This window comes from Chlamydia serpentis (assembly GCF_900239945.1).
Lineage (GTDB): Bacteria > Chlamydiota > Chlamydiia > Chlamydiales > Chlamydiaceae > Chlamydia > Chlamydia serpentis.
In genome coordinates, this window is sequence record NZ_LT993738.1 from 973941 (window position 1) to 998948 (window position 25008).

The window sequence follows — 25008 nt, forward strand, 5'->3', positions numbered from 1 at the left end:
TAATAGACGTTTAAGAATATCTGTCTTTAGGTGAAGTTAACTTGCATGGATCAAAAAATTTACAGACCAAGTTGTTAAGAGCTATTGGCGGATGCCTTGGCATTGACAGGCGATGAAGGATGCGTTTACCTGCAGTAATCTTCGGTGAGCTGGTATAAAGCTATGACCCGGAGGTATCCGAATGGGGCAACCCGATAGACTAATAGTCTATCATTATATGCTGAATACATAGGCATATAAGGCGACACCCGCTGAACTGAAACATCTTAGTAAGCGGAGGAAAAGAAATCAAAGAGATTCCCTGTGTAGCGGCGAGCGAAAGGGGAAGAGCCTAAACCACATTTTTAATGTGGGGTTGTAGGGTCGATAATGTGGGATCTTAAGTTTTAGTTGAATATTTCTGGAAAGTTGAACGATACAGGGTGATAGTCCCGTAAACGAAAAAACAAAAGACTCTAATCGATACCTGAGTAGGGCTAGACACGTGAAACCTAGTCTGAATCTGGGGAGACCACTCTCCAAGGCTAAATACTAGTCAATGACCTATAGTGAACCAGTACTGTGAAGGAAAGGTGAAAAGAACCCTTGTTAAGGGAGTGAAATAGAACCTGAAACCAGTAGCTTATAAGCGGTCGGAGACCTATAACTCTTCGGAGTGATGGTTGACGGCGTGCCTTTTGCATGATGAGCCAGGGAGTTAAGTTAAACGGCGAGATTAAGGGATTTACATTCCGGAGTCGAAGCGAAAGCGAGTTTTAAAAGAGCGTTTTAGTCGTTTGATTTAGACACGAAACCAAGTGAGCTATTTATGACCAGGTTGAAGCATTGGTAAGACTTTGTGGAGGACCGAACCAGTACATGTTGAAAAATGTTTGGATGAGTTGTGAATAGGGGTGAAAGGCCAATCAAACTTGGAGATATCTTGTTCTCTCCGAAATAACTTTAGGGTTAGCCTCGGATATTAAGCTTTTGGGGGTAGAGCACTGAATTCTAGCGGGGGCCTACCGGCTTACCAACGGAAATCAAACTCCGAATACCAAAAGCGAGTCCGGGAGATAGACAGCGGGGGCTAAGCTTCGTTGTCGAGAGGGGAACAGCCCAGACCGCCGATTAAGGTCCCTAATTTTATGCTAAGTGAGTAAGGAAGTGATGATTCTAAGACAGTTGGAATGTTGGCTTAGAGGCAGCAATCATTTAAAGAGTGCGTAACAGCTCACCAATCGAGAATCATCGCGCCAATAATAATCGGGACTCAAGCATAAAACCGACATCGCGGGTGTATATTATGTATACGCGGTAGGAGAGCGTAGTATTCAGCAGTGAAGGTATACCGAAAGGAGTACTGGAGCGGATACTAGTGAAGATCCATGGCATAAGTAACGATAAAGGAAGTGAAAATCTTCCTCGCCGTAAGCCCAAGGTTTCCAGGGTCAAGCTCGTCTTCCCTGGGTTAGTCGGCCCCTAAGTCGAGGCACAAATGCGTAGACGATGGAGCAACAGGTTAAATATTCCTGTACCACCTAAAACTTTAGCAATGGAATGACGGAGTACGTTAAGCACGCGGACGATTGGAAATGTCCGTATCACAATGAGACTGGTTAGTAGGCAAATCCGCTAACATAAGGTTAGGTTGTGGTTAAGGGAAATCTTCGGAGGAACTGATAGTGTGGCGCAAGGCTTTCAAGAAATAATTTCTAGCTGTTGATGGTGACCGTACCAAAACCGACACAGGTGGGCGAGATGAGTATTCTAAGGCGCGCGAGATAACTTTCGTTAAGGAACTCGGCAAATTATCCCCGTAACTTCGGAATAAGGGGAGCCTCTTAAGGTGATTACCCAGCGGTATGAGCCTCGGGGGGCCGCAGAGAAATGGCCCAGGCGACTGTTTAACAAAAACACAGCACTATGCAAACCTCTAAGGGGAAGTATATGGTGTGACGCCTGCCCAATGCCAAAAGGTTAAAGGGATATGTCAGCCGCAAGGCAAAGCATTGAACCCAAGCCCTGGTGAATGGCCGCCGTAACTATAACGGTGCTAAGGTAGCGAAATTCCTTGTCGGGTAAGTTCCGACCTGCACGAATGGTGTAACGATCTGGGCACTGTCTCAACGAAAGACTCGGTGAAATTGTAGTAGCAGTGAAGATGCTGTTTACCCGCAAAAGGACGAAAAGACCCCGTGAACCTTTACTGTACTTTGGTATTGATTTTTGATTTGTTATGTGTAGCATAGCCAGGAGACTATGAACATCCTTCGTTAGGAGGGTGGGAGTCATCGTTGAAATACTGGTCTTAACAAGTTGGGAATCTAACATTACTCCATGAATCTGGAGAATGGACATTGCCAGACGGGCAGTTTTACTGGGGCGGTATCCTCCTAAAAAGTAACGGAGGAGCCCAAAGCTTATTTCATCGTGGTTGGCAATCACGAGTAGAGCGTAAAGGTATAAAATAGGTTGACTGCAAGACCTACAAGTCGAGCAGAGACGAAAGTCGGGCTTAGTGATCCGGCGGTGGAAAGTGGAATCGCCGTCGCTTAACGGATAAAAGGTACTCCGGGGATAACAGGCTGATCGCCACCAAGAGTTCATATCGACGTGGCGGTTTGGCACCTCGATGTCGGCTCATCGCATCCTGGGGCTGGAGAAGGTCCCAAGGGTTTGGCTGTTCGCCAATTAAAGCGGTACGCGAGCTGGGTTCAAAACGTCGTGAGACAGTTTGGTCTCTATCCTTTGTGGGCGCAGGATACTTGAAAGGAGCTGTTCCTAGTACGAGAGGACCGGAATGGACGAACCAATGGTGTGTCGGTTGTTTTGCCAAAAGCATAGCCGAGTAGCTACGTTCGGAAAGGATAAGCATTGAAAGCATCTAAATGCCAAGCCTCCCTTAAGATAAGGTATCCCTATGAGACTCCATGTAGACTACGTGGTTGATAGGTTGGGTGTGTACGCACAGTAATGTGTTTAGCTAACCAATACTAATAAGTCCATAGACTTGGTTTTTATCATATAAAAAGCTCAAAAGGCTTTTTTGTTGAATTAATCGATTTATGCAAGTTTACTAAAGACTCTTCTTAAGCGTCTATTAGTATACGTGAAAATACGTTACAAGATTTAGCTTGGTGATACTAGAGAAAGGGATACACCTGATACCATTCCGAACTCAGAAGTTAAGCCTTTTATCGCTGATGGTACTATACACAAGAGTATGGGAGAGTAAGTCATTGCCAAGCTTTTTATTATATTTTTCTTAATCTATAGTTGAGAGTTTCAAAGAGGGTAAGTTTTTACCCTCTTTTTTTTTGCTAAAATTTTTTCTTAGATTACAATGACACTTTCATTAAATAGAAATAGAGTTTTATCTTTAAGAATGTTTATGGGAACTCAATTAGGAAAGCATTTTTTATAATTTTCTAATCACTAGGACGAATTTCATCGCTTGAAGACTCTACTTTTCAGCCACTTATTATCAAATGTACAAGCTTTACTCAAATCCTTCTTGTACATATCGACAAAATGCTTCACTTAAGTCAATTGCTAAATGATGAAATTCTAGTCTCACAATACCGAAAGATTAGATTGTATGTGAGCAGCAAGCCCCTTGAAGTATACCTGTTTGATCTTGCAAATAAGGTGCGTGTATCGCACTATCCTTATAGGAATCTTACAAAGATAGACCATATATTTTTAGGTTTATAGAATTAAGGATAACTTTTAATGAATTGAGAATTCAATGAACTATTCTATAGTCGGTGTTTTTAGATTCTGATATTGCGTGCTCTAAGGTTCCATACTAGTTATATTTACGTACTACGTTTGGTTTATCATACTTTTCTTTAGTTAAAACAAATCAACTATTATCTTAGCTTCCAAAATCATCAAGAATAATTGAAGAGCGTTCCACTCCATAATCATCCAGGAGCTTAAGAATGCTGCTGTTGTGTAGGGGAGGACCGCATACATAGTAGAGATAGTCTTCCGGATTCTCCAGCTGACTCAGTTGTCCTAGGTTAAATGCTCGAAATAGGAAATTTGTCTTTATAGGGTCATCTTTATTCCATCCTGCCAAAATATCTTCAGGAAGAGGCTCTGAAAGCACCAGATGGTAGTGGAAATTCGGAAATTGCTTTTCTAATTTCTCGTATTCTTCTTGGTAGATGTTCTCTTTTAATGAACGGGCACCATACCAAAGATTAATATCCCTGTGAGAATGTTTGTTTAGAAGTAAGTCTAAAATATGACTCCTACCGAAAGATGAACCTGCTCCCCCAATTAGAAAAATTAAAGGGCGATCATCATCTTTCATGAAAGACTCTCCATAAGGGCCAGAAACAGTAACTTTGTCCCCGGGTTTCAAGGAGAAAATATACGAAGAACAGATCCCCCAAGGAATATTTGGATTAGGTCTGCCATTGATCATAGGTGGGGTAGCAATACGTATATTAAATTTGATTGTAGGAAGCTCTGCTGGATAGGAGGCTAAAGAGTACGCTTTGTTTGCAGAATCTGGAGGAAGTTGACTGTTATCTATAACTTGATCAAATAAATGAAAGTGTTCCCAATCATTGTAATACTCAGGAGCCATTGTCTGCTTCCAATCCGAAGAGTTAGTTCTATAACTTGGTACTGTAACTTGCAAATACCCTCCAGGCTTAAAAGGAATCGGCTTACTTGAATCTACAGCAATAACAAGTTCTTTAATAAAGGTCGCTACATTGTCATTCGAAATAACGGTGCCTACCCAGGAAGAAGCATTTAAGTACCGCTCTTCAATTTCTAAACTCATGTCGTGCTGAACTTTACATTGACAGGACAGACGCCACCCTTCCTCTAATTGTCTTTTCGAGAATGTAGAACGATCTGTTTCTAGGGGCTCATCAGCATTTCTAGTAATGCGAACTTTACATTGTTTACAGGTGGCCTTACCTCCACAAGGAGAGGGGATAGGAATTCCTGAACTTAATAAAGACATTAAGAGGGTCTGACCACTAGTAACGGTTTTTGTTAGTTCCTTATTATCATTTATCTTTAATTCACAAGGATGTTCTTTGATAAAAATCTTACGCGATAAAAGAATTACTCCCGCAAGGATTACACCAATACTGCAAAAGATAAGGCTAGCAATACAAATGAAATAGAGGCCTGAAAGCCAAGTCATAATGATAAAAATCCTAGACTTTATGAAAAGCTCATAGAGCCAAATTATAACTTACCACATAAAAAATCAATAAACCTTAGAATAAATAAGAAATCCCACGATGAAAATCGTGGGATAAGAGCTCGAATAACCTGCTTTATGCTTTGTTATCTCCAGGCTTCAGGATCTCAGAAATCGCTGCTTTTAGAACTTCGACTTTTCCAGAAGCAAGATTTAAAATTACCGTATGTTCACGGATGTCATCTACAACACCGATAATTCCCATGGCTGTGACTTTGTCTCCTTTAGCAAGATCATTTTTACGTTTTTCCATCGCTTTTCTGCGTTTTTGCTCTGGACGCCATAAGATAAAATAGAAAAATAAAATGGCAATTGCCAACATAATGGCAGGCTGCACAAAAGTATTTTTTGATTGAGCTACTTCTTCTTCTGCAAGTAATGGAAAAGTACTCAATAAAAATAGAAAACACGTAACGATATGAGAAAGCATGAAATCACCTTAGCTTGGGTTAATTCGAAGTAAGATTATCATAATAGGAAGCGAGCATTCAATGCTTTTCCTAGAGATTAACCTCTCTTTCTAATAAAATAATATTTTCTAAATGCGCCGAATGCGGAAACTGATCTATAGGCTGCATTTTTTTTATCTCATATCCCCCAGCAATCAGATCTTTACATTCCTGAAACTGTGTTTTAGGGTTGCAAGAAATATAGAGAATCTTTGGAGAGCCTATACGTAAAATATATTTAAGTACTTTGTTTTGTATGCCGCAACGTGGCGGATCAATAATAATAACGTCAGGAGCTTTCGAGTTTTCGTTCCTTTTGCAAAAGGTTTTTACATCTTCTAAATGGACCTCTATACAATCTTCTTTGTTATTAGCCTTGATGTTGTGTTGAGCTGAAGCTACAGCATCAGGAATAATTTCAACGCCAATCACCTTTTTCACATAACGAGACAGCATAATTCCTATAGTCCCTGCTCCACAATAAAGATCCAAAAGAGTCTCTGATCCTTGTGGGTTTATAAATTCTTTCGCAGTCTCGATAATTTTCACTGCCTGGACGCTTTGCGGTTGAAAAAAACTTCTAGGGCGTAAGCTGAAACCTGCTGAATTGTCATCAATAGTTAGGGAAAGTTGTTGGTGAATGCAAGGTTCTCCATATAATAATCTGGTTTTATAATACGTAGAAATACCTCGGTTAGCTATTTTTTCTTCCCAATAGATCGAAGATATATTTAAAGAAGATGAGAGTAGAATATCTTTCCACTCATTTATAATTGTTTCCTCTACTCTGTATTCTGGAGCTCCTGATGTAGTGAGAATAACCATAAATTTGTGCTCTGGGCTGCCGATACGTACAGCTAACGTACACAAAGAGCCCTTATTTTTAGGAGCAAAGTAGGCGATAAGCTCTGGATGTTGGTCCCACCATTGTCGGGTAAGCTTGAGAATGTCCATGGTATGCTCATGAATAAGGAGGCATGTGGTTACAGGGATGCCTTTCTTTGGTTTTGTAGAGCTGATAAATCCTAAGCTTTTTTCTCCTGTAGGGGTTTGGAAAAATGAAAATTCCATTTTATTTCTTCCTCTTAAAGGAGGGAAACAGGGAATGATAGGAGCAATGATATCCGTGGACACTAAAGAAGCAAATAAATCGTGAAGGAGCTCTTCTTTTCTCTTTAACGATTCAATATATTCAGATTGAGGAGATGAGCATCCTCCACATAAACCAAAATGTGGACAGTTTTGCATTGTAGACATAGTTAAGACACAAATCTCGTTTTAGTTAGAGAGGAATTACAGTGAATTAGATAAAACAACTTGTAGAGACATTTATTTCGAGCCTCTAGTGGGATTCTAGAAACATTTCTCTAGTGACTCAAACAGTAGGAAGAAATTTTACCATGAAAAAAAATTATATCTCTACCTTTTTGAGAAAGAAATCAGGGAGATTTAGAAAGAAAAGAGGATAAATAGTACTTACTACTTATCCTCTAAATGAAATAAAGCTAGCGCAAATTATTTTCTGAAACCGCGTGTTTTAAGAGCTTTTTTAGTTTTTTTTGCTACTGTCTTTTTAGGCGCAGACTTAGGAGCTTTACTCATTTTAGCTGCAGGAGCACATTTTTTAGCAGGGGCTTTTTTTACTGCAACTTTTTTTGCTTTGGCAGGAGCTTTAGCTGCTGGCTTGCGTTTTAATAATCCAGACTTCTCTGCTTTTATAGATTCTTTTCTGTAAAGCTTTGCAACTTTTTCTAATTTTATAGAGTCTGTGCGTACTCTCTGAGCTGCTGCTTTGTTTCCTTTCTCTGCTTTGACTAAGTCATGCTGGATACTATCCAGCAGATCTTTCATTTTCTTTGCCGTATCTTTTAGCGCCATGAAAAGCGTCCTCTAGTTGCTGTTTTAAACTATTTTTACTTGTTTTAATTTTTAATTAGTTTTTTTGTTCAAATTCATGCAACCATTTTTTAGATGCAATTAAGACTTTCTCAAGTTGTTTTTATTTTGTTATGAGAACACACTTCTTTGTTTATCAACGTGTTAATTTATAAAAAGATTAGAAAATTACTTTCAAAAAGAATGGAACTTTCTATGAGGATTTTGGGTTTTTTTGTGGATTTTGAGTAGAATAAGAAGAGTGTTTGTATCGACTTTGTTGGGCATATAAAAAATAAGCGCCACATCTTTCTTTGATAACTTAAAATTTGTTTGTCATAGATAGAATAAAAAACCAGGATTCTTGATCTTTGCGAAATGCCTACTGTAATGGCAATAGAAATATTTGGATGAAAATATACTACCGTATTCTACTACAACCTTTAGTTCGGCTCAGCCTAATTTTAGTGTTAAGTTTTACATTGATTTCAGGAAATAATCCTCAAAAAAAGTCTTTTGGTCACTGCTGTGCGGATATGCACTCTGCATTGACAGCAGGAAAAAATTATGAAGAACTGTTTGCAGAATTTATCGAACGAATTCTTATAGACAAAGATAACTTATCGGTTCGTGACTGGGGAACTGTCGTAGTCTTGGTTCGTCAATATTTGCTAAAGTGTATTCGTCAAGGAGAATGTGAAAGAGGAAAAAAAATTCTTGAAACGCTATTAACACTACGTGTGCCGAAAGATATGAGAAAAGAATTACAAATATTGTGGCAACGTTTAAATCCTGATCAAGCTCCACTTCGAGATATCGTTCAACAGCTATTGGATGTAGGGTGTAACGAATCGTTGCAAGACCATTTACTCTTTGAAATTTACAAAATGACATTGCATAGCAGTTACGAAGACCGTAAGCAAGATATTCTATTAGCGAAAGAACAAGGTGATTATGAAAAGGCATTACGATTGGCTAAGCAACTCATCGAGGAGTTAGAAAAGGGATCCTGTAGCCCCAATCTAGAGATTTTAGAAATAGAACAAAGTTTTTTACAAAAAACAGTACTTGCTTTGCAAATAGAGTTATATCACCAAACCTCAGTATCTTGTGACGCTTTGCTCACCCCCTATTGTTTATCTGAAATTACCTATCGTGAAGCAGTAGATTCCTTGGTAGGGCGTATAGCTAGAGGTGAGGTTTCGCGTTCTCACGAAGTGGATATCGTATTATTAAACCATGCCTTGCAGTACGTGCCTTTTGCAAAGGACAAAGCGGTTGAAGAGCTCGAAGTTCTTATAGACCATGGAGATTATCTACAGTCAACTTTATTATATTATGCCTATTTTTCTTTGTTAGAACTGTATCACCAAAATAAAGACTTTGTGTCCATGGAGCGCTTGCTACAGAAGGGGGAAACTATTTTTATGCCAGGTGATCCATATTTTCCAGAATATGGATTTTTTCTAGGTGCATACCTGTATGCTAAGGGGGACTATAAGAATGCTCGAAATGCTTTCTTAGAGATTGTAAAGCCAGCTGTAAAGCTAGGAGCTACTTTTGCTAGGGTATATGAGTTTTTAGGGTGTATTGCTTATATCCAGAATGATTATAAAGAAGCAGAGGATTTTTTCTTCCGTGCTTACAAGAATTGGGGACGCGAGGAATCTGGTATCGGGTTATTTTTAGCTTATACTGCACAAAAGAAAAAAACTTTATGTGAAAGCATGCTCTATCAACCTCAATTTTCTTTTACCTATCGCCATTTGATAGATTCTCTCTATTCTCTATCTTATGTAGATTCAGAAAATATCTTGCAAAATACAAAGAATCACAAAGTTTTACCTCAGCTTTCCGAGATTTATAGTCATTGTATCTATGATATGATTAAATATAGAAATGCCGCTTATAGCCATCCTATCATAGAACTCGCTTATAACTCTCTTCGCCATCTAGAAAACAGCAAGTTAAAAGCAATTTGTAAATATACTAAAGATATAGAGTATCAAAAAGCCCTTGCTTTTTTGGAGGCCTTAGAGTCAGGACTTCCAAACGAAATATCTCTCCTTCAACTTTCTAATATTAATGAAGCAAGGATAACTATGCGTTGCTACGAAGCTCTATATTTCGGAGATTCCAAAGCTGTAGAAACTCTTCCTGAAGCTTTTTCTCAAGAATGTAACTCTTGGCAAACCGCTCTCCGACTTATGTGGACATTGGTAAGACCTAAAGAAACTCGTGATCAAGCTAAATATTGTGATCAACTTCCCTTACGTCCCCATGGAGATTGTTTATATTTTCTTGCTTATGATCTTCAAAAATATTTAATGGGGGATTACGATGCGTTGAGACATCTTTCTTCATTTGCAGACCTTTTCCCCAGGTCATCTTTACTCTCACTTGCATACTACTTACAGGGCTATAGTGAACCCGTAGCTTTAACAAAAATCAGTTGGTTTATTAAAGCCCTTGAAGAGTTTTCTGAGATCTCTTGGTCAGGAGAACATATGAAAATATGGGCGTATATCTATTATATGGTGAAGTTAGATCTTGCTGATACCTATCTTGCTATAGGAAATTTCTCTAAAGCCGTGCATCTTTTTGAAGAAATTAAAGAAGATTGGCAAGTTGCTGGTAGTCATCCTAAATTATATTTCCTTAAAGGAGAGCCATGTTATTTAACTATGGAGCTGCGGTGGGTAGAGGGATTGGCCTACGGTTATTCTCAGTTAAATGAAACAACTCGCCTTTCAAACCATCTTCTTGAACATGTAAGAAAGAGCTTGATTTCTTCACGTTCTTACAGACAGTATTATGGAGAATCTTTGGTAAGAACAACAGCATTATGTCAACGTTTTCTACCTACTTAAGTCATATACAGTATGGTAGGCTGAGGCTATGGATCGATTGAGGCCTGGGCCTGCAATATTTTGCCCCACAATTTTTAAATTTCTTGGTAGAGAAGGTATAACTCGTTGCCTCGCCTCTGGGAATCCTACAGCATGTTGAGGCATGCCATCTTGAGGAGAAAATAAGGCGAATGCATCAGCATATTGATTAATCCCTAGGTACTTTGACAGAGCTGTTATGGCAAAGGCATGGGCTTGTCTTTCATGCCATTTTCCTTCAACAAGGATGGAAAGGGCCGCCATTCCTGGAGTGCATTGTGGGAAGATCTGAGAATTCCAGACGATGCCTAGGAGTGGAGGTTCATCTGCAAATAGCATTCCATAACCTTTAGGAAGAGAAAATTTAGGTTTATGCCAACCTAAGCTGATGCTAGATAAGTTCCAAGGGAGGACACTTTTTGCTAAATCTTCGGTGCCGTGATTAGGAAACAGTATTGGAAGTTGGTGCATAGGTCCTGTGTAGATCACAAGATCGCCAGAGAATATACCCGAGGGTGTGGTTACATAAGCTTTTTCTGACGAACAGTTGATATTAGTTGCTGGAGTTGAAAATTTCCATGTTGCAGACAGTTTTTGCATAAGAGTAGTAATCAAAGTCCCTAATGAAGGGGATAAAGAAGCAAGATATCCTTCGGACTTGGTAGTCTCTTTTGGGCGTCTTTTTTTAAGATAGCTTCGTAATATAGAACCACTACATGCCTCTCTTCTCGCGAGTTCAGGAAAAGCCATGTGAGTCGAGAGAACATGGCTCCGACCTGCACGTATTGCTGTGACTAATGGATCTAAAATATAATTTGTGAAATTTATGGAACTATGTCGTTTTAAGAACTCTTGAATAGAACTATCTTTAGTATAACAAGACGCACAGAAATCTTTAACTAAAGAAGGAAGTAAGCCCCCCTTCATTAAAGTCCAGAAGGATATTTTACGGGTTTTCCCCTTATAATGAACAAAGCGGTTTTTTGCAGCGTGGTCACTAAAGATCAATGAATCTTGAAGACCAAGTTCATGGATCAATTTTAAGGTATACCTCCCCTCTCCTTTAGTGAGGAATCCTTTAGGACCGAGATCAAAAGAAAATCCTTTTTGATGTTCAGTATAAACAAAACCTCCCGGAGAAGCCGCCTTATCTAAGATAAGTATTTCCATATCAGAAAACTTTTGCTGCAACCACCAAGCTGTAGCAAGGCCAGAAATTCCTGAACCCACAATGATTGCTTTATTCAAACACTCCTCCAAAAAGGATAACTTACACCTCTCGTCATCTTTTTTATATAGAAGCAGAGAAACACTGTGTTTTAGATACTTTATCTAAAAAATAACGATCAAAAGCTGTAGCAATGACTCTGACAAATAGCTCTCCAAGTGGTGTTACCTTTAAGGCAAACGTATTGTTATGAATGAGCCCCGTGGTTTCCATACTTATCAAGCGATCCTGACTTTCTATAAAATAGGTGTCAAATTCGCACCCAAAAAGACTTGAAAACTCTTGTTTTTCTAATGAAAAAGTACACATTAATTTGTGGATCACCCATTTTCTAATCCGATCATCTTCACTAAGAATTTTACTTTTTATAACAGGAAAAGTTCCTGAAAGCACAGTTTTATGATATTCCTCAAGGGTTTTAGTATTCTGTAGATAAATCCCACGAATAAAACTTGTAGAGGTCATTCCTAACCCTAATAAATCTTCCTCTGGAGGGAGCGAATACCCTTGAAAGTTTCGGATCAAACTTTTGTTTTTGAAGGCAAAAGTTAAAGGATCATGGGGAAGAGAAAAATGATCCATACCAATAGCTTGATATCCAGCTTGTGTAAGCAGATGTCTTGATTGTGAATAGATCGCAAACTTCTCTTCCATAGAGGGCATATCAGAAGCTTTCATTGCTTTCTGATGAAGTTTGATCCAAGGAACCGAGGCAAACGAAAATAAAGCAAGCCGATCAGGACGCATGACTAAAATATCTTGAATTGTTTTACCAAACGTCTCTTTTGTTTGCTTAGGGAGACCATAGATTAAATCAATATTGATACTTTCGAATCCTAGTTCTTTAAATTTTTCGTATACTTTTAAAGATTCCTCATGGGACTGACGTCGTTTTACAGCTTCTTGAACAGTAGCTTGGGTATCTTGAATACCTAAGCTGACTCTATTAAAACCTAATTCCTGGAAGAATTTCGCTTTTTCTATGTCGTTTCTTAGAGAACGAGGATCAATTTCAATAGCAATTTCCTCTGTATGGCTAAGATCAAAGAGCTTATGGAGTTTATCAAAGAGCTTAAGAAACAATTCCCTAGAGAGTCTGCTAGGAGTGCCACCTCCAAAATGAACACGAGATACTTGAGGCTTATTTCCTATATTCTGGATCACAAGTTCCATTTCTTGGATTAAGGTATCAATATAAGCTTCTACAATATCTTCACGACGGTTTAAAACAACAGAACATGCGCAATATAAGCACATTGATTGACAGAAGGGAATATGAAAATATAAAGAGAGGGGTTGCGGAGATTTTCTGAGTTTTTCAAAGGCAAGTAAAATAGGGGACTCATCCGAGGCCTCCCATTCTAAAGCTGTAGGGTAACTTGTGTATCTTGGAGCCGGTTGATGAAGTCCTTCTAGAAATTTAAAGTTGACGTTGAACATAAGAAACTACTGCTTGAACGTTTGATAAAGGTGTTTCAGGAAGAATCCCATGTCCAGAATTAAAAATGAAGTTAGGAAATGTTTTTAAAGGCATCAGGAAGTTTTCTACATAATTTAATAATTTTTCTTCGGGCAGTAAAAATAATGCTGGATCTATGTTCCCTTGTAAAGAAGGCATCGGAATAGAACTTTTTTGAATGCTGTGAAGATTTACATGATAGTCAGGGTGGAGAGTATCAGCTTTTGTCTCACTGAGAGTATAGAAATTTTCTTCAAAACAGCGGCAAAATAAACTCACGGGAATAGAGTCTTGTTTAAGTTTTTTTATCAACTTACGATTTGGTTCTGTCACATAATGTATAAATAGTGCTGTAGGCAGGCGTAGACTCGAAGATTCAAAAAGCTGTACAGCAGCGGCTCCTGCATCGATTTGTGCTTTTAGGTAGGTTGCTGTCCCAGAAATAATTTTAGAGATTAACTCATCGAACTTTTTAGGGTAACAGTATAGAAAAGACATCGTTTTTGAGAAGTCTTTGGAAACACCACCATCGATTAGGTAGCTGGCTAGGGTAAAAGGAGATGCTGCAAAGGCAATGAGAGGAACGGAAAGCTTCTTAGTGAGATTTCTGATAGCATCTAAAAGGTAGCTGAAAGTAGCTTGAGGATCTGAAGTGAAAGTCAGAGGTTGTTCTGGATAGAATTGTGTGCGTGGGCCAGGAGCAAAATCATAAGGTATATTAAAACCATCCAGAACGGATAAAATATCAGCAAAAAGAATAGCAGCATCTACATGAAGTAAAGAAGGCCCAAGGAGAGTGGCTTCTATAATTGCCTCGGTATTATGAAAAAAGTCTTTTAAAGGTTGTGATCCCTTTAGTTCCCGATATTGAGGCATATACCTTCCTACCTGTCTTAAAAACCATACAGGAGGACGTGAGGAAACTTTAGATTTTAAAAGATTAAAAAAGGCAGACATAGATCTCCTAATTACGAAGCTTTTACTAAGAGACCCCTTTCTATAGACTCGATAACTTCTTTGACTAAAAGTTCAGGAGTCGGAGATAGAGCATAGGGGAGTGTCTTCTTTGTTTGTTCAGATTTACTAAGGCATTTTTGGATATACAAAGCATTGGGAGTTCCTTTGATGCTGGAAATGCTATGCTGTAGAGCAAATAGGCGTACTTGGGCCAAGGCAAAAAGCCAGGAGACTTCTTGAGGTTGGGGACCAAAGCGATCGCGCATTTCTTCTTGTATTGCGGCGAGCTCTTCATCATCTTCAGCATTGCCAATCTTTTGGTAAAATTCAATCCGCATCGATGCTGTCTCGATGTAAGTATCCGGAATACGCGAATTGTAGGGAAACTCTATCTTTACATCGTCATTAAATAGCAAAGGTGAAGTGTGCTTTTTCAAAGCTACAATAGCTTTTTTTAATAACTTACAATAGAGATTAAATCCTATAGCTCCTATATGCCCAGATTGATCTGTCCCTAGAATATTTCCGGCACCACGGATCTCCAAATCATGAAGAGCTATTTTCATCCCCCCACCATATTCTTGCTTATTTAAAGCGGCAAGTCGCTTAGCCGCTTGTCCCGATAATCTATCTAGATGAGAAACTAGAAAATAACAGTATGCCTTTTTATTCCAACGTCCCACACGTCCTTTCATTTGATACAGATCAGCCATTCCAAACTTATCCGCATGGTCTATCAAGATGGTGTTGGCATTAGGAATGTCAATACCGTTTTCTATTAATGCAGTTGCGACTAAGATATTGGTCTGTTGATTTTTGAATTTTGTAAAGATATTAGATAGATCTTCTGCAGCCATCTGACCATGGGCAACACCAATTCGAGCTTCAGGAATAAGATTACGGATTGTTTCAGCAAGAGTAAAAATACTCTCAATGCGATTGTGAATCACATAGGCTTGTCCTCCCCGAAGAAGCTCGTGCCTTAAAGCAGCGGTTAATGTCTCGTTGTTATGTTCCATGACAAAAGTACTTACAGGCAACCGATCCAAGGGAGGCATAGCAATCACAGATAAATCTCGAGCTCCAGATAAAGACATGTGTAATGTTCGTGGGATAGGAGTTGCCGATACTGTAAGACAATCTATAGTAGGATAGCGTTCTTTAAGACTATCTTTAACCTTGACTCCAAAACGTTGTTCTTCGTCAATAATTAATAAACCGGGGTTTTTAAATTCCAAATTTTTGTTAATCAGCTTATGAGTCCCAATGATAATGTCAATTTGTCCCGATGCCATTTTTTCAAAGATCATTTTCTGTGCTTTGGGTTGGGAAAAGCGAGAGAGCATGGTAATTTCTATCGGTAACCCAGCCATTCTTTGTTTAAAGGTCTCGTAATGTTGCGTTGCCAAGATTGTTGTAGGAACCATAACAATAACTTGACGATGACCATCACAAACTGCTTTTACAGCAGCTCTCATAATTACCTCGGTTTTCCCAAAGCCAGCATCCCCGCAAATCAATCTATCCATGAGCTTAGGGGACATCATATCATTATAAATTTCTTCAATAGCTTTTAATTGATCGGGAGTCTCTTCATAAGGAAAAGTTTCGGCAAACTTGATCACCGCTGCTCCATGAGGCGGATAAATAAAGGCGGGAATTGTCGAACGTTGAGCTTCTAATTGTAGAAGCTTTTCTGCGTAAACGATCAAAGATTTTTCTGTGAGGTCTCGAGAGCGTTTCCATTTCGAACTATTCAAATGATGAAGATCTACAGATTTATCAGAAGCACCTACATAACGTGAAATCAAATATGCTTGATTCGAAGGAACATAAAGTCTAGCTTTGTCCGCGTACTCTAGAACAAGATAGTCTGTTTCAATATTGAGATGATTAGGTTTTTTTTCTACTCCAACAAACTTGCCAATTCCATTATGGAGATGAACAACAGTTTCACCTGGTATCGGAACAAAAACTTCTTCAGTAGTAACTGAAAAGTGAGAGCGTTGCTTCTGTCTCCGTAGTACTTTTGTAGAAGCAAACTCGGATAGAGAAATTGCTGCAAAAGCTTCGTTTACTAATGCAAAACTCGATGTCAAATTTCCTGTTTGTTCATAGATCTCAATATCAGCTCTACTAATAGTTTCTGCTAAAGTTCGCGCCTCCTTTAAAGATTTAGTTTTTGTACTGTAAATTGCTATTTTTAATGGTTTCCCATGGGGCGGAATATATTCTTGGATATTTTTTAAAAAGGTCAGTAGAGGATTACTCGCATCCTGAACGATGTGTGTCGGGTAAATTATAGGAAGAGACTCGCGATATGCTTCTATATTTTGGTGGAATGCTTCGATCACTACTCGATTTTCTTTCAGAATTTTTACATTAGGGAAAGGAGCTTCAGAGAAATAGACTTGACGAGACGTTGCAATGCGATCATATAGATATCCTATAGAGAAAAATCTATCTGGAAGAGAAGAAAGTGTTCCAGAAATATCAGCAAAATCGTCTTCTAAAATCTCTAGGTTATCAAATAGATAGAGAGGAGGAGATCTAAAATAGTCTAACAGAGAGTGAGAATACTTTGCTTCTCCAGACTCCTCTAGATAAGCTGGAGAGATAGAAATTTTTGAGACTTTTCCTGTAGATAACTGGTCAGAAGGATTGTAAGACCTGATAGAGATAATCTTTTCTCCCCAAAATTCTATGCGAAAAGGCTCGGGAGAGGATAAAGGAAAAATATCAATAATGCCCCCACGATGAGAAAACTCTCCTTTTTCACTAGTTAGCGTTGTGTGAGAGTATCCTAAATTCCTACATAGTTCTATAGAAGTTTCTGGATCTAAAATATCTCCAACTTGAAGTTCAAGATGTTGTTGGCTTGTTGCTTTTGGGGAACGGGTTTTCTCTAAAAGAGCTTTCAATGTAGTTATACAGAATATCGGAGTATCTTCCTGACTCAGTTCATACAGGACCTTATCTCGCTTCCCCACTGCATCTATATTTACTAATTTTAGAGAAAGATCAATTTCGGAAGCTGGAAATTCTATAGGAGGTTTCTCTAAAAATGACTTTAAATTTTCGAAGAGATCATCGAGACGCCTTGGCGTCGTAATCATAATTATAGAACGACGGCTGTCTCGAAACATCTTGGATGCAAGAAATGCTGTGGCTCCTAGATGAATATTTTCTAGTAGTAAGGGAAGAGATCCCCCATTGAATTCTTTGGAAATAGAAAAATCTAAATTAACTGGGTTGAAATCCATTGCCATAAAGTTTCGTTTAATACTTCTATTGTTGGGAGTGTGGGAGCACTACCTTGAGCAGACTGATCCTTGCCTCCCCAACGGCCACCGCAAGGAGTAAGGACTGTTTTCAATAAATCCTGAGCATGGACTCCCTGTGTAATAAGGTCATTAGAAACTCGGGATAGTATAATATATTTTCCATTTTTCTCTGTCGTCCATAGAGAAACTAATTTTTCAGGTATCTTCTGATGTAAGCACTGCGCATACTGTTGCAAACGATGATTCTCATTTTCCTCTAGATGATGCACAAGGTAAGTAATTCCCTGACGTTGATGACAATTATTGATCAGCTTATCTAATTTAGTGTAGATCAAAGTACTTTCTAGTTCAGTTAAAAGTTTTTGTTGTTGTTTACGCTCTCCTAAGGTTGCACTTAGTTTAGTTAAAATCTGATCTTTAGGGACTTGTAATAATACAGCGATCTCTTCTAACAATTGACTTTCTTCATGTACTGCTGACTCAGCTTCTTCTCCAGTAATTGCTTCAATACGTCTAATGCCCATGGCTATCGCATGCTCTTTAACAATACGGAAGAAACCAATATTTCCTGTTGCTTCTGTATGAGTTCCTCCGCAAAGCTCATGAGAATGACCTACAGAAACGATGCGGACAACATCACTATATTTATCCCCAAAGAATTGTTTGATTTCAGAGGAATTCATTACGTCAGAATAAAGGGACTCACGAATATTTACAGAATAATTATCACGGATGCTTGCGTTGACTAGAGTCTCAATAGATATAAGATCATCTTGAGAAATTGCTTCAGGATGAGTAACGTCTAAACGGATTTTTGTATCGTCAACATAAGAGCCTGCTTGACGGATATGATCACCTAGAGTTATTTCCAAAGCTTTATGCAATAGGTGACAAGCAGTGTGATTGTTAGCGATTTTTTTTCTACGAGCACAATTTACCTGGGCAGTAACAGCAGCTTCTACACTTAAAGTTCCTTGAGAAACTTTTCCGTAATGTACGATTAAACCAGCCTTGGGGGATGCTGTATGTGTAACAATAAACGTGCCCTCACTACAAAAAATTTCTCCAGAATCGCCTATTTGCCCTCCTTTTTCTGCATAAAAAGGAGAGGTTTTTAAAACGATAGCGCCTTCTTCCTCCTCTTGGAGTAAAGAAACTAGGTTGTTCTTAGAAATGATTGCCTCAATAAAGGTATCACACGAGAGATTATCATAACCTATAAATTCTGAAGTTAAATCTAGTTCGTTATAGACGGATTCAGAATTTTCTACAGACTTAGCAACACTTTTTCTAGAACGTTCTTTAGCTTCTTTTTCCAATTCATGGAATGTATCCATGTCAACACTATAGTCGTAGTCTTTAGCTAATAAAGCAATTTCATCAATAGGCATACCGTAGGTATCTTTGAGTTTAAAGGCATCTTCCCCAGATATACAGGAGGAAGAAAATGAGCTTTTCAAAACCTGCTGCAAGAGGTTCCCTCCACGATCTAAAGTTTTGAAAAAGGTCTCTTCTTCTAAGGTAATCACTTTTTGAATCTGAGATAATGAATTTTTTAACTCTGGATAGGCCCCCCCCATAAGATCTACTAATACAGGAACAATCTCTGCCAAAAAGGGAGCATTAAAACCCAGACGTCGTCCGTAGTTTACAGATCTTCTTAAAATTTTTCTTAATACATAGCCTCGCTCAGTATTTCCTGGAAGCAAACCATCAGCAATAGCAAAAGATAAAGAGCGCGTGTGATCTGCAATCACTCGAAAAGGCGCACCACTATCATCCGGGTGATAGATTTTCCTAGATAGTTTTTCTACTCGAGCAATCAATTCTCGTAATACATCAGTTTCGAAAACAGTATTCGTTCCGGCAATTAAAGATACAAGTCTTTCAAGACCTGCTCCCGTATCTACGTGTTTACTAGGCAAAGCGAGTAAAGAACCTTCGCTTGTGCGATTGAATTCCATAAACACTAGGTTCCAATACTCTAGGAAACGCTCTCCTTCAGTATCTTGAAGAGGAGATGATGCTTTCCCAAAGGTTGGGCCGCGGTCAAAGAGAAGTTCTGAACAATAGCCACATGGGCCGGTGTTCGCCATGCTCCAAAAATTATCTTTATCTGTAAGACGAAAAATACGGTCTGTAGGAAGATACTTTTCCCAAAGAGTAAACGCCTCATCGTCTTTTTCATGCACTGTAGCATAAATTCTTTCGGAATTAAAGTTGAAAACGGATAGAGAAACTTCCCAAGCAAAGGCAATAGCTTCGCTTTTGAAGTAGTCCCCAAAAGAAAAGTTGCCTAACATCTCAAAGAACGTGAGGTGTCTTGAAGTATGACCGACATTATCTAGGTCATTGTGTTTTCCTCCAGCACGAATGCATTTTTGTGATGTTGTAGCTCGAGAGTAGCTTACCTTTTCTTTATTTAAGAAGATGTCCTTAAATTGGTTCATGCCTGCATTGGTAAAAAGGATGGAGGAATCATTGTGGGGAAATACTGGAGAAGAGGGAAGAATAGTATGATGGCGATTAGCATAAAATTTTAAAAAATTAGAGCGGATAGTATTGCTTAACATGAAAAAAAACTCTTAATGAAAACGATTTTTCAGATTCTTGAGCATTATAGGAGAGTTCTTTATTTTCGTCTCTATCCCTAATTTTGAGTTGAAAATACTTTATTGATGTGAGTGATCTGTGCTTAGGACTGGGGCTCTTATTCGAAGATTTGCGAAATTAAGAGTTACTTGCTTTTTGCTTGGGGATGACCTATAATTTGCGCTTTTATATAGAAAGTCTTTAAGGTCGATTTATGATCAATAAAGAATTAGATGTCGGTATTTTAAATAAAATTGCTGGGGCAATTAAGCAAATCAGTATCGAATCAATTCAAAAAGCATCTTCTGGTCACCCAGGCCTTCCCTTGGGGTGCGCTGAGCTTGCTGCTTATTTATATACTTATGTACTCAGACACAATCCACGAGATCCTCAATGGATCAATAGAGATCGTTTTGTATTATCTGCTGGTCATGGCTCTGCTCTCCTCTATTCCTGTCTGCATCTTTCTGGTTTTGATGTTTCTTTAGAAGATCTTCAAGAATTTCGTCAAATTCACTCCCGAGCTCCAGGACATCCTGAGTATGGTGAAACTGTAGGAGTTGAAGCAACGACAGGCCCTCTCGGACAAGGACTGGGAAATGCTGTTGGTATTGCCTTGTCTATGAAGATGCTGGGATCTCGATTTAATCGCCCGGGACATAATATTTTTAATGGAAAAACCTACTGCCTTGCGGGCGATGGTTGCTTCATGGAAGGAGTTAGCCATGAAGCCTGTAGTTTTGCAGGATCTTTAAACCTAAACAATCTTGTTGTCATCTATGATTATAATAATGTTGTTCTTGATGGATATCTTAATGAAACTAGTGTTGAGGATACAAAAAAGCGTTTTGAAGCTTACGGATGGGATGTATATGAAATTGATGGGTATGACTGGGTTCATATTCACGAGACTTTTTCAAGTATCAAACATGCTCAAGAACGACCTGTAATTATTATTGCCCATACTATTATTGGTCATGGTTCACCCAAGGAAGGGACGAGTAAAGCTCATGGTTCTCCTTTGGGAATAGAAGGGGTTCGTGAAACAAAGGAGTTTTGGCATCTTCCTGAGGAGAAATTTTTTGTTCCTCCTGCAGTAAAAAACTTCTTTTCTCATAAGATACAAGAAGATCGCAAACTACAAGAGCAATGGTTTGATGAAGTTCGTGTTTGGTCGAAACAATTTCCAGAATTGTATGAGGAATTTCTTGACTTAACAGCTCATAAGTTACCTAAAACTTTAGAAGTCCTGATACAAAATGTAGAAATGCCAGATTCTATAGCAGGGCGTGCTGCTTCAAATAAATTGATACAAGTTTTGGTCCAGCATATCCCTTATTTAATTGGTGGGTCTGCCGATCTTTCGAGTTCAGACGGCACTTGGATTGGAGAGGCGCAAGTAATTCACACTCATGACTTTTCTGGACGGAACATTAAATATGGTGTTCGTGAGTTCGGTATGGCTACTATTATGAATGGTTTGGCTTATAGTCGGGTATTCCGTCCTTTTGGTGGAACATTTTTAGTGTTTTCTGACTATATGCGTAATGCCATTCGCATAGCAGCTCTTTCTAAGTTGCCAGTGATTTATCAATTCACTCACGATTCCATATTTATTGGAGAAGATGGGCCTACTCATCAGCCTGTGGAACAATTGATGTCTTTGCGAGCTATCCCAGGGTTGCATGTTTTACGTCCTGCGGATGCTAATGAAGTCAAAGGAGCATGGATTGCAGCATTGCAACACTCTGGTCCTACAGCAATTGTACTTTCTAGGCAAGCATTGCCTACTCTGCCTGGTGCGCATAAGCCTTTTAAAGATGGCGTAGGACGTGGGGCCTATATTTTGTTAAAAGAATCAGGGGAAAAACCAGACTATACTCTCTTTGCCACAGGATCAGAAGTTGCATTGGCTCTTTCTGTAGCTAAAGAATTAGAGCATTTAGATAAGCATGTCCGTGTCGTTTCTTTTCCTTCTTGGGAGCTTTTTGAAGCTCAGGATATCGACTACAAACAAAGCATTGTGGGCGGAGATTTGGGAATCCGTGTCTCCATAGAGGCAGGATCTGCTTTAGGTTGGTACAAGTATATCGGATCAGAGGGTTTAGCTATTGCTATGGATAGATTCGGACACTCAGGAGCTCCTGATGATGTTGCTGAAGAATGTGGATTTACTACAGAACAAATTCTTCAGAGAATTCTATCTCAATAGTCACTATCACAGGTTCCAGATCCCTCGCTTATCTTGTCATCAGCTTCTCCAACTTCCATATGAGGTAAGCCTTTCCTATGGTCAGAAACAGCTTGTTTTTTCATGACTTTTTCAAGATTGGCTATGACTTCTTGCCCCGTTAGGATATGCTCTTTAGTATAGGTATTAAAGACATAATCTCCACTCGACTTTGTTTTAATCCCTCCTTTTCTTAAGGGAAGATCTGAAATCAATAGTAATGCTCCAATAGGAACATTTCTACGATATCCCGCAGTAAAAAGTGTTGCGCACTCCATTTCTGCAGACTGAGCTTTAGTTTCATAGAGTTTTTGTCTAAATTTTTTGTTAAATTCCCAGAAACGAATGTTTGTTGTGTGAGTAATGCCAATATGATAGCTGGCTTTCTTATGATCTAACACTTCTGTTGTTGCTTTCTGTACAACAAAATTGGCAAGAGCAGGAACTTCAGGAGGGAAATAGGCATCCGAAGTTCCATCTCCACGTATGCTAGCTATAGGGACAAAGTAATCTCCAACCTGGTAATGGGAGCGCAATCCTCCACACATTCCTAACATTAATGCAGCCTGGATATTAGGAAGAAAAGCACATAAATCTATAGTTAAGGCGGCTCCTGGAGAACCTAATTTAAAATCCAACATCGTGGTATGGATGTGAGGCGCATGTGCAGTAGCAAACATAGAGCCTTCAAAGGTAGGCACTGCATGTAGTTTTGCAAAGGTTTGAATATAGTAAGAAAAATTTGTGAGTAAGAGATAAGGACAAAATTGCTCTATGCTGGAACCTGAATAACGTTCTAACATATCTTGAGCTATTTTAGATTCGCCATTATATTGAGGCACATCCTCTCCTTGGTCTGACTTTATCTTGGATTCTTATCATTCTATTGTTTCTAGGTCATTAAAAAAATTTTCGAAGAGGTAGTTGCAATCCAGATACAATGCAATTAGAGTCATCTATGCAAAATAGGTCCTCTTGATTTTGAAGTTATATTCTTCTGGACAAAGGAGAAAGACCTCGATAACATAAATAAAACAAAATTAAGAAACACATTGTTTTATGGTTCGTGTAAGTACTAGTGAATTCCGTGTAGGATTAAGAATAGAAATTGATGGCCAGCCATACCTAATTTTACAGAATGATTTTGTAAAACCAGGGAAAGGTCAAGCTTTTAATAGAATAAAAGTAAAAAATTTTTTAACTGGCAGGGTAATTGAACGGACCTATAAGTCTGGAGAATCTGTAGAGACTGCTGATATCCGGGAGCACGCTATGCGCCTTCTATATACCGATCAAGAAGGAGCCACTTTTATGGATGATGAGACTTTTGAGCAAGAAGTCGTATTTTGGGATAAACTTGAGAATATTAGACAGTGGTTATTAGAAGATATCATTTATACTTTGGTTTTATATAATGGTGATGTTGTTGCTGTTGAGCCTCCGATCTTTATGGAGCTTAGTATCTTAGAGACAGCCCCAGGAGTCCGTGGAGATACAGCATCCGGGCGTGTTTTGAAGCCTGCTGTGACAAATACAGGAGCTAAGATTATGGTCCCTATTTTTATTGATGAGGGAGAATTAGTGAAGGTCGATACTCGGACGGGGAGTTATGAATCTCGGGTTTCGAAATAAATTGCCGTTGTAAGAAAAGCATCTCTACCTTAGAGTGCACAATATGGACGCAAAGAAAACAAAAGAGCTTTCCAAAGAAGCTCAACTACTTAAGAAACTTAGAGACAAAGCTGAAATTGTTGATGAAGAGCACAAGCGCAAAACTTGGGTTGCAAAGCTTGTAGCCATGCCCGAATCTTTTCGCGATTTTGAAAAAGTAGACTCTGTAGAAACCCCGAAATTATTTCAAATTATAGCTGAGAAGATTTTAGAAGAAGGCGTCTAGACCTGAATTTTAATTGTTTTTATATATTAGTTCATAAACTATGAAAATCTTATTTCTAAAGTAGCCTCCTTAGTTATTTCTAAAGGAGAATCAAAATCCAATAGGTTGTTCAAAGCTATAGTATGTACCTGATACTTTTCAGGATATAGGTCTATAATGTGAAAACGCCCATTAGTAGGGAGAGAAATCGATCCGCTATTTAGAATACATGAAGGGGAAGCATCCGCACAGCTATAAATAGTAGCTTGGTGTTCGTGACCGTGTAAATAAAGCCTTACTTTATTATATTTGTTCAATACGTTTTTTAGGAGTGTATTGTTGATAAGATCATGGTAGGAATGTCGTGAAGAGAGCAAAGGATAATGGTTGGCGATAACGACATTTTCTTCTGAGGATAGAGAGAGTAGGAATGTTTCAATAGCTGAGATTTGCGTTAATTGCACAGCTCCATTTGCTGAAAACCATCCATTTAAGCAAGAACAATCTAATAAAATTAACCACCAACAATCTGTCAGCTTGTGAAATGAAACCTTATCGTGTTGGAGTTTCTGATTGGGAAAGTATTTATAAAATGTTTGCTTTGCAAGAGATTTAGAAGTATAGACATCATGATTTCCTGGTAGAAGATAAGTAGAAGAGTGTTTTGCTAGAATATCCACAAAGTGTTTCGCAAGTAAAAATTCTGCGTCCATAGCAGTGAGAGAAACATCTCCAGTAATGCATACGCTATTCGCTTCGAGGGATTTTATAACCTGTGGCAAACGTTGACTTATCGTTGTAGCTTGGAATTGTACCAAACCAAATACCTTGCGTAAAAGGCCTTTAAGCCTTTTATTCAAGCAGTCCAGAGGGTTCAAGGGAAGAACATGAAAGTGTACATCGGAAATGTGAATTAGACGGTGCGCATGTTGTGATTTTTCTTCCATATGCTGCT

General features: G+C 38.7%; 15 protein-coding genes and 2 rRNA genes. 6 read left to right on the forward strand and 11 right to left on the reverse strand.

Annotated features, from left to right (window positions below; translation table 11 throughout):
- Positions 1 to 64: 64 nt before the first annotated feature.
- Both C834KP_RS04260 and rrf read left to right on the forward strand, forming a co-directional pair.
- A 23S ribosomal RNA gene (locus C834KP_RS04260) occupies positions 65 to 3000 on the forward strand.
- Between the two features lie 115 nt (positions 3001 to 3115).
- Positions 3116 to 3230 (forward strand): 5S ribosomal RNA (gene rrf, locus C834KP_RS04265).
- A 629-nt stretch (positions 3231 to 3859) separates the two neighbouring features.
- Here the strand turns inward: rrf and nqrF are convergent.
- The 4 genes from nqrF to hctA form a co-directional block, all read right to left on the reverse strand.
- Positions 3860 to 5155 carry an NADH:ubiquinone reductase (Na(+)-transporting) subunit F gene (gene nqrF / locus C834KP_RS04270; RefSeq protein ID WP_108896929.1) on the reverse strand — a complete coding sequence of 432 codons (1296 nt, stop codon included), beginning with the start codon at positions 5153 to 5155 and terminating at the stop codon, positions 3860 to 3862.
- A gap of 136 nt (positions 5156 to 5291) precedes the next feature.
- On the reverse strand, positions 5292 to 5645 hold the full coding sequence (yajC, locus tag C834KP_RS04275) for a preprotein translocase subunit YajC (protein ID WP_108896930.1): 354 nt from the start codon (positions 5643 to 5645) through the stop codon (positions 5292 to 5294).
- Between the two features lie 70 nt (positions 5646 to 5715).
- A complete protein-coding gene (gene rlmD / locus C834KP_RS04280) occupies positions 5716 to 6921 on the reverse strand; it encodes a 23S rRNA (uracil(1939)-C(5))-methyltransferase RlmD (protein WP_108896931.1) in 1206 nt (401 codons plus the stop codon).
- 258 nt (positions 6922 to 7179) lie between these two features.
- A complete protein-coding gene (gene hctA, locus C834KP_RS04285) occupies positions 7180 to 7542 on the reverse strand; it encodes a histone H1-like protein HctA (RefSeq protein WP_108896932.1) in 363 nt (120 codons plus the stop codon).
- Positions 7543 to 7949: 407 nt separating this feature from the next.
- Between hctA and C834KP_RS04290 the strand changes: the two genes are divergently transcribed.
- Positions 7950 to 10409: a tetratricopeptide repeat protein gene (locus tag C834KP_RS04290; RefSeq protein WP_108896933.1), complete on the forward strand. Its 2460-nt coding sequence runs from the start codon at positions 7950 to 7952 to the stop codon at positions 10407 to 10409.
- Here the strand turns inward: C834KP_RS04290 and C834KP_RS04295 are convergent.
- Genes C834KP_RS04295 through alaS form a run of 5 tightly spaced genes read right to left on the reverse strand, consistent with a single transcriptional unit; the run spans position 10398 to position 19928 of the window.
- Positions 10398 to 11675: a protoporphyrinogen oxidase gene (locus tag C834KP_RS04295; RefSeq protein WP_108896934.1), complete on the reverse strand. Its 1278-nt coding sequence runs from the start codon at positions 11673 to 11675 to the stop codon at positions 10398 to 10400. The two genes, C834KP_RS04290 and C834KP_RS04295, sit on opposite strands and share 12 nt — an antisense overlap.
- A 43-nt stretch (positions 11676 to 11718) precedes the next feature.
- The gene (gene hemN / locus C834KP_RS04300; protein ID WP_108896935.1) at positions 11719 to 13095 is read right to left on the reverse strand and encodes an oxygen-independent coproporphyrinogen III oxidase; all 1377 of its coding nucleotides are present in this window, start codon (positions 13093 to 13095) and stop codon (positions 11719 to 11721) included.
- Positions 13076 to 14071, reverse strand: a complete 996-nt coding sequence (gene hemE, locus C834KP_RS04305; protein ID WP_108896936.1) for a uroporphyrinogen decarboxylase — start codon at positions 14069 to 14071, stop codon at positions 13076 to 13078. The genes hemN and hemE overlap by 20 nt, the downstream gene beginning before the upstream one ends.
- Before the next feature lie 11 nt (positions 14072 to 14082).
- Entirely contained in the window at positions 14083 to 17334 is a 3252-nt protein-coding gene (mfd, locus tag C834KP_RS04310; RefSeq protein WP_174165557.1) for a transcription-repair coupling factor, read from the reverse strand.
- Entirely contained in the window at positions 17310 to 19928 is a 2619-nt protein-coding gene (alaS, locus tag C834KP_RS04315; protein ID WP_108896938.1) for an alanine--tRNA ligase, read from the reverse strand. The genes mfd and alaS overlap by 25 nt, the downstream gene beginning before the upstream one ends.
- Before the next feature lie 233 nt (positions 19929 to 20161).
- On the opposite strand from alaS, the gene tkt reads away from it, so the two are divergent.
- Positions 20162 to 22159 (forward strand): transketolase, encoded by a 1998-nt coding sequence (gene tkt, locus C834KP_RS04320; RefSeq protein ID WP_108896939.1) that lies wholly within the window; start codon positions 20162 to 20164, stop codon positions 22157 to 22159.
- Here tkt and C834KP_RS04325 read toward each other — a convergent pair.
- Entirely contained in the window at positions 22153 to 23019 is an 867-nt protein-coding gene (locus C834KP_RS04325) for an AMP nucleosidase (protein ID WP_108896940.1), read from the reverse strand. The two genes, tkt and C834KP_RS04325, sit on opposite strands and share 7 nt — an antisense overlap.
- Before the next feature lie 217 nt (positions 23020 to 23236).
- On the opposite strand from C834KP_RS04325, the gene efp reads away from it, so the two are divergent.
- Together efp and C834KP_RS04335 are read left to right on the forward strand one after the other, a co-directional pair.
- On the forward strand, positions 23237 to 23809 hold the full coding sequence (gene efp / locus C834KP_RS04330) for an elongation factor P (RefSeq protein WP_108896941.1): 573 nt from the start codon (positions 23237 to 23239) through the stop codon (positions 23807 to 23809).
- A 43-nt stretch (positions 23810 to 23852) separates the two neighbouring features.
- Positions 23853 to 24074: a hypothetical protein gene (locus tag C834KP_RS04335; protein WP_162295478.1), complete on the forward strand. Its 222-nt coding sequence runs from the start codon at positions 23853 to 23855 to the stop codon at positions 24072 to 24074.
- Between the two features lie 38 nt (positions 24075 to 24112).
- Here the strand turns inward: C834KP_RS04335 and C834KP_RS04340 are convergent, their stop codons facing one another.
- Positions 24113 to 25000, reverse strand: a complete 888-nt coding sequence (locus C834KP_RS04340; RefSeq protein WP_108896943.1) for a metallophosphoesterase family protein — start codon at positions 24998 to 25000, stop codon at positions 24113 to 24115.
- Positions 25001 to 25008 lie beyond the last annotated feature (8 nt).

What these genes read in the sequence shown, in the direction of transcription:
- tkt (WP_108896939.1), top strand. Translation starts at nt 20,162, where the DNA reads ATGATCAATAAAGAATTAGATGTCGGTATTTTAAATAAAATTGCTGGG.
- rlmD (WP_108896931.1), bottom strand. Translation starts at nt 6,921, where the DNA reads ATGTCTACAATGCAAAACTGTCCACATTTTGGTTTATGTGGAGGATGC.
- efp (WP_108896941.1), top strand. Translation starts at nt 23,237, where the DNA reads ATGGTTCGTGTAAGTACTAGTGAATTCCGTGTAGGATTAAGAATAGAA.
- C834KP_RS04340 (WP_108896943.1), bottom strand. Translation starts at nt 25,000, where the DNA reads ATGGAAGAAAAATCACAACATGCGCACCGTCTAATTCACATTTCCGAT.
- hemE (WP_108896936.1), bottom strand. Translation starts at nt 14,071, where the DNA reads ATGTCTGCCTTTTTTAATCTTTTAAAATCTAAAGTTTCCTCACGTCCT.
- C834KP_RS04335 (WP_162295478.1), top strand. Translation starts at nt 23,853, where the DNA reads ATGGACGCAAAGAAAACAAAAGAGCTTTCCAAAGAAGCTCAACTACTT.
- hemN (WP_108896935.1), bottom strand. Translation starts at nt 13,095, where the DNA reads ATGTTCAACGTCAACTTTAAATTTCTAGAAGGACTTCATCAACCGGCT.
- C834KP_RS04290 (WP_108896933.1), top strand. Translation starts at nt 7,950, where the DNA reads ATGAAAATATACTACCGTATTCTACTACAACCTTTAGTTCGGCTCAGC.
- alaS (WP_108896938.1), bottom strand. Translation starts at nt 19,928, where the DNA reads ATGTTAAGCAATACTATCCGCTCTAATTTTTTAAAATTTTATGCTAAT.
- mfd (WP_174165557.1), bottom strand. Translation starts at nt 17,334, where the DNA reads ATGGATTTCAACCCAGTTAATTTAGATTTTTCTATTTCCAAAGAATTC.
- hctA (WP_108896932.1), bottom strand. Translation starts at nt 7,542, where the DNA reads ATGGCGCTAAAAGATACGGCAAAGAAAATGAAAGATCTGCTGGATAGT.
- yajC (WP_108896930.1), bottom strand. Translation starts at nt 5,645, where the DNA reads ATGCTTTCTCATATCGTTACGTGTTTTCTATTTTTATTGAGTACTTTT.
- nqrF (WP_108896929.1), bottom strand. Translation starts at nt 5,155, where the DNA reads ATGACTTGGCTTTCAGGCCTCTATTTCATTTGTATTGCTAGCCTTATC.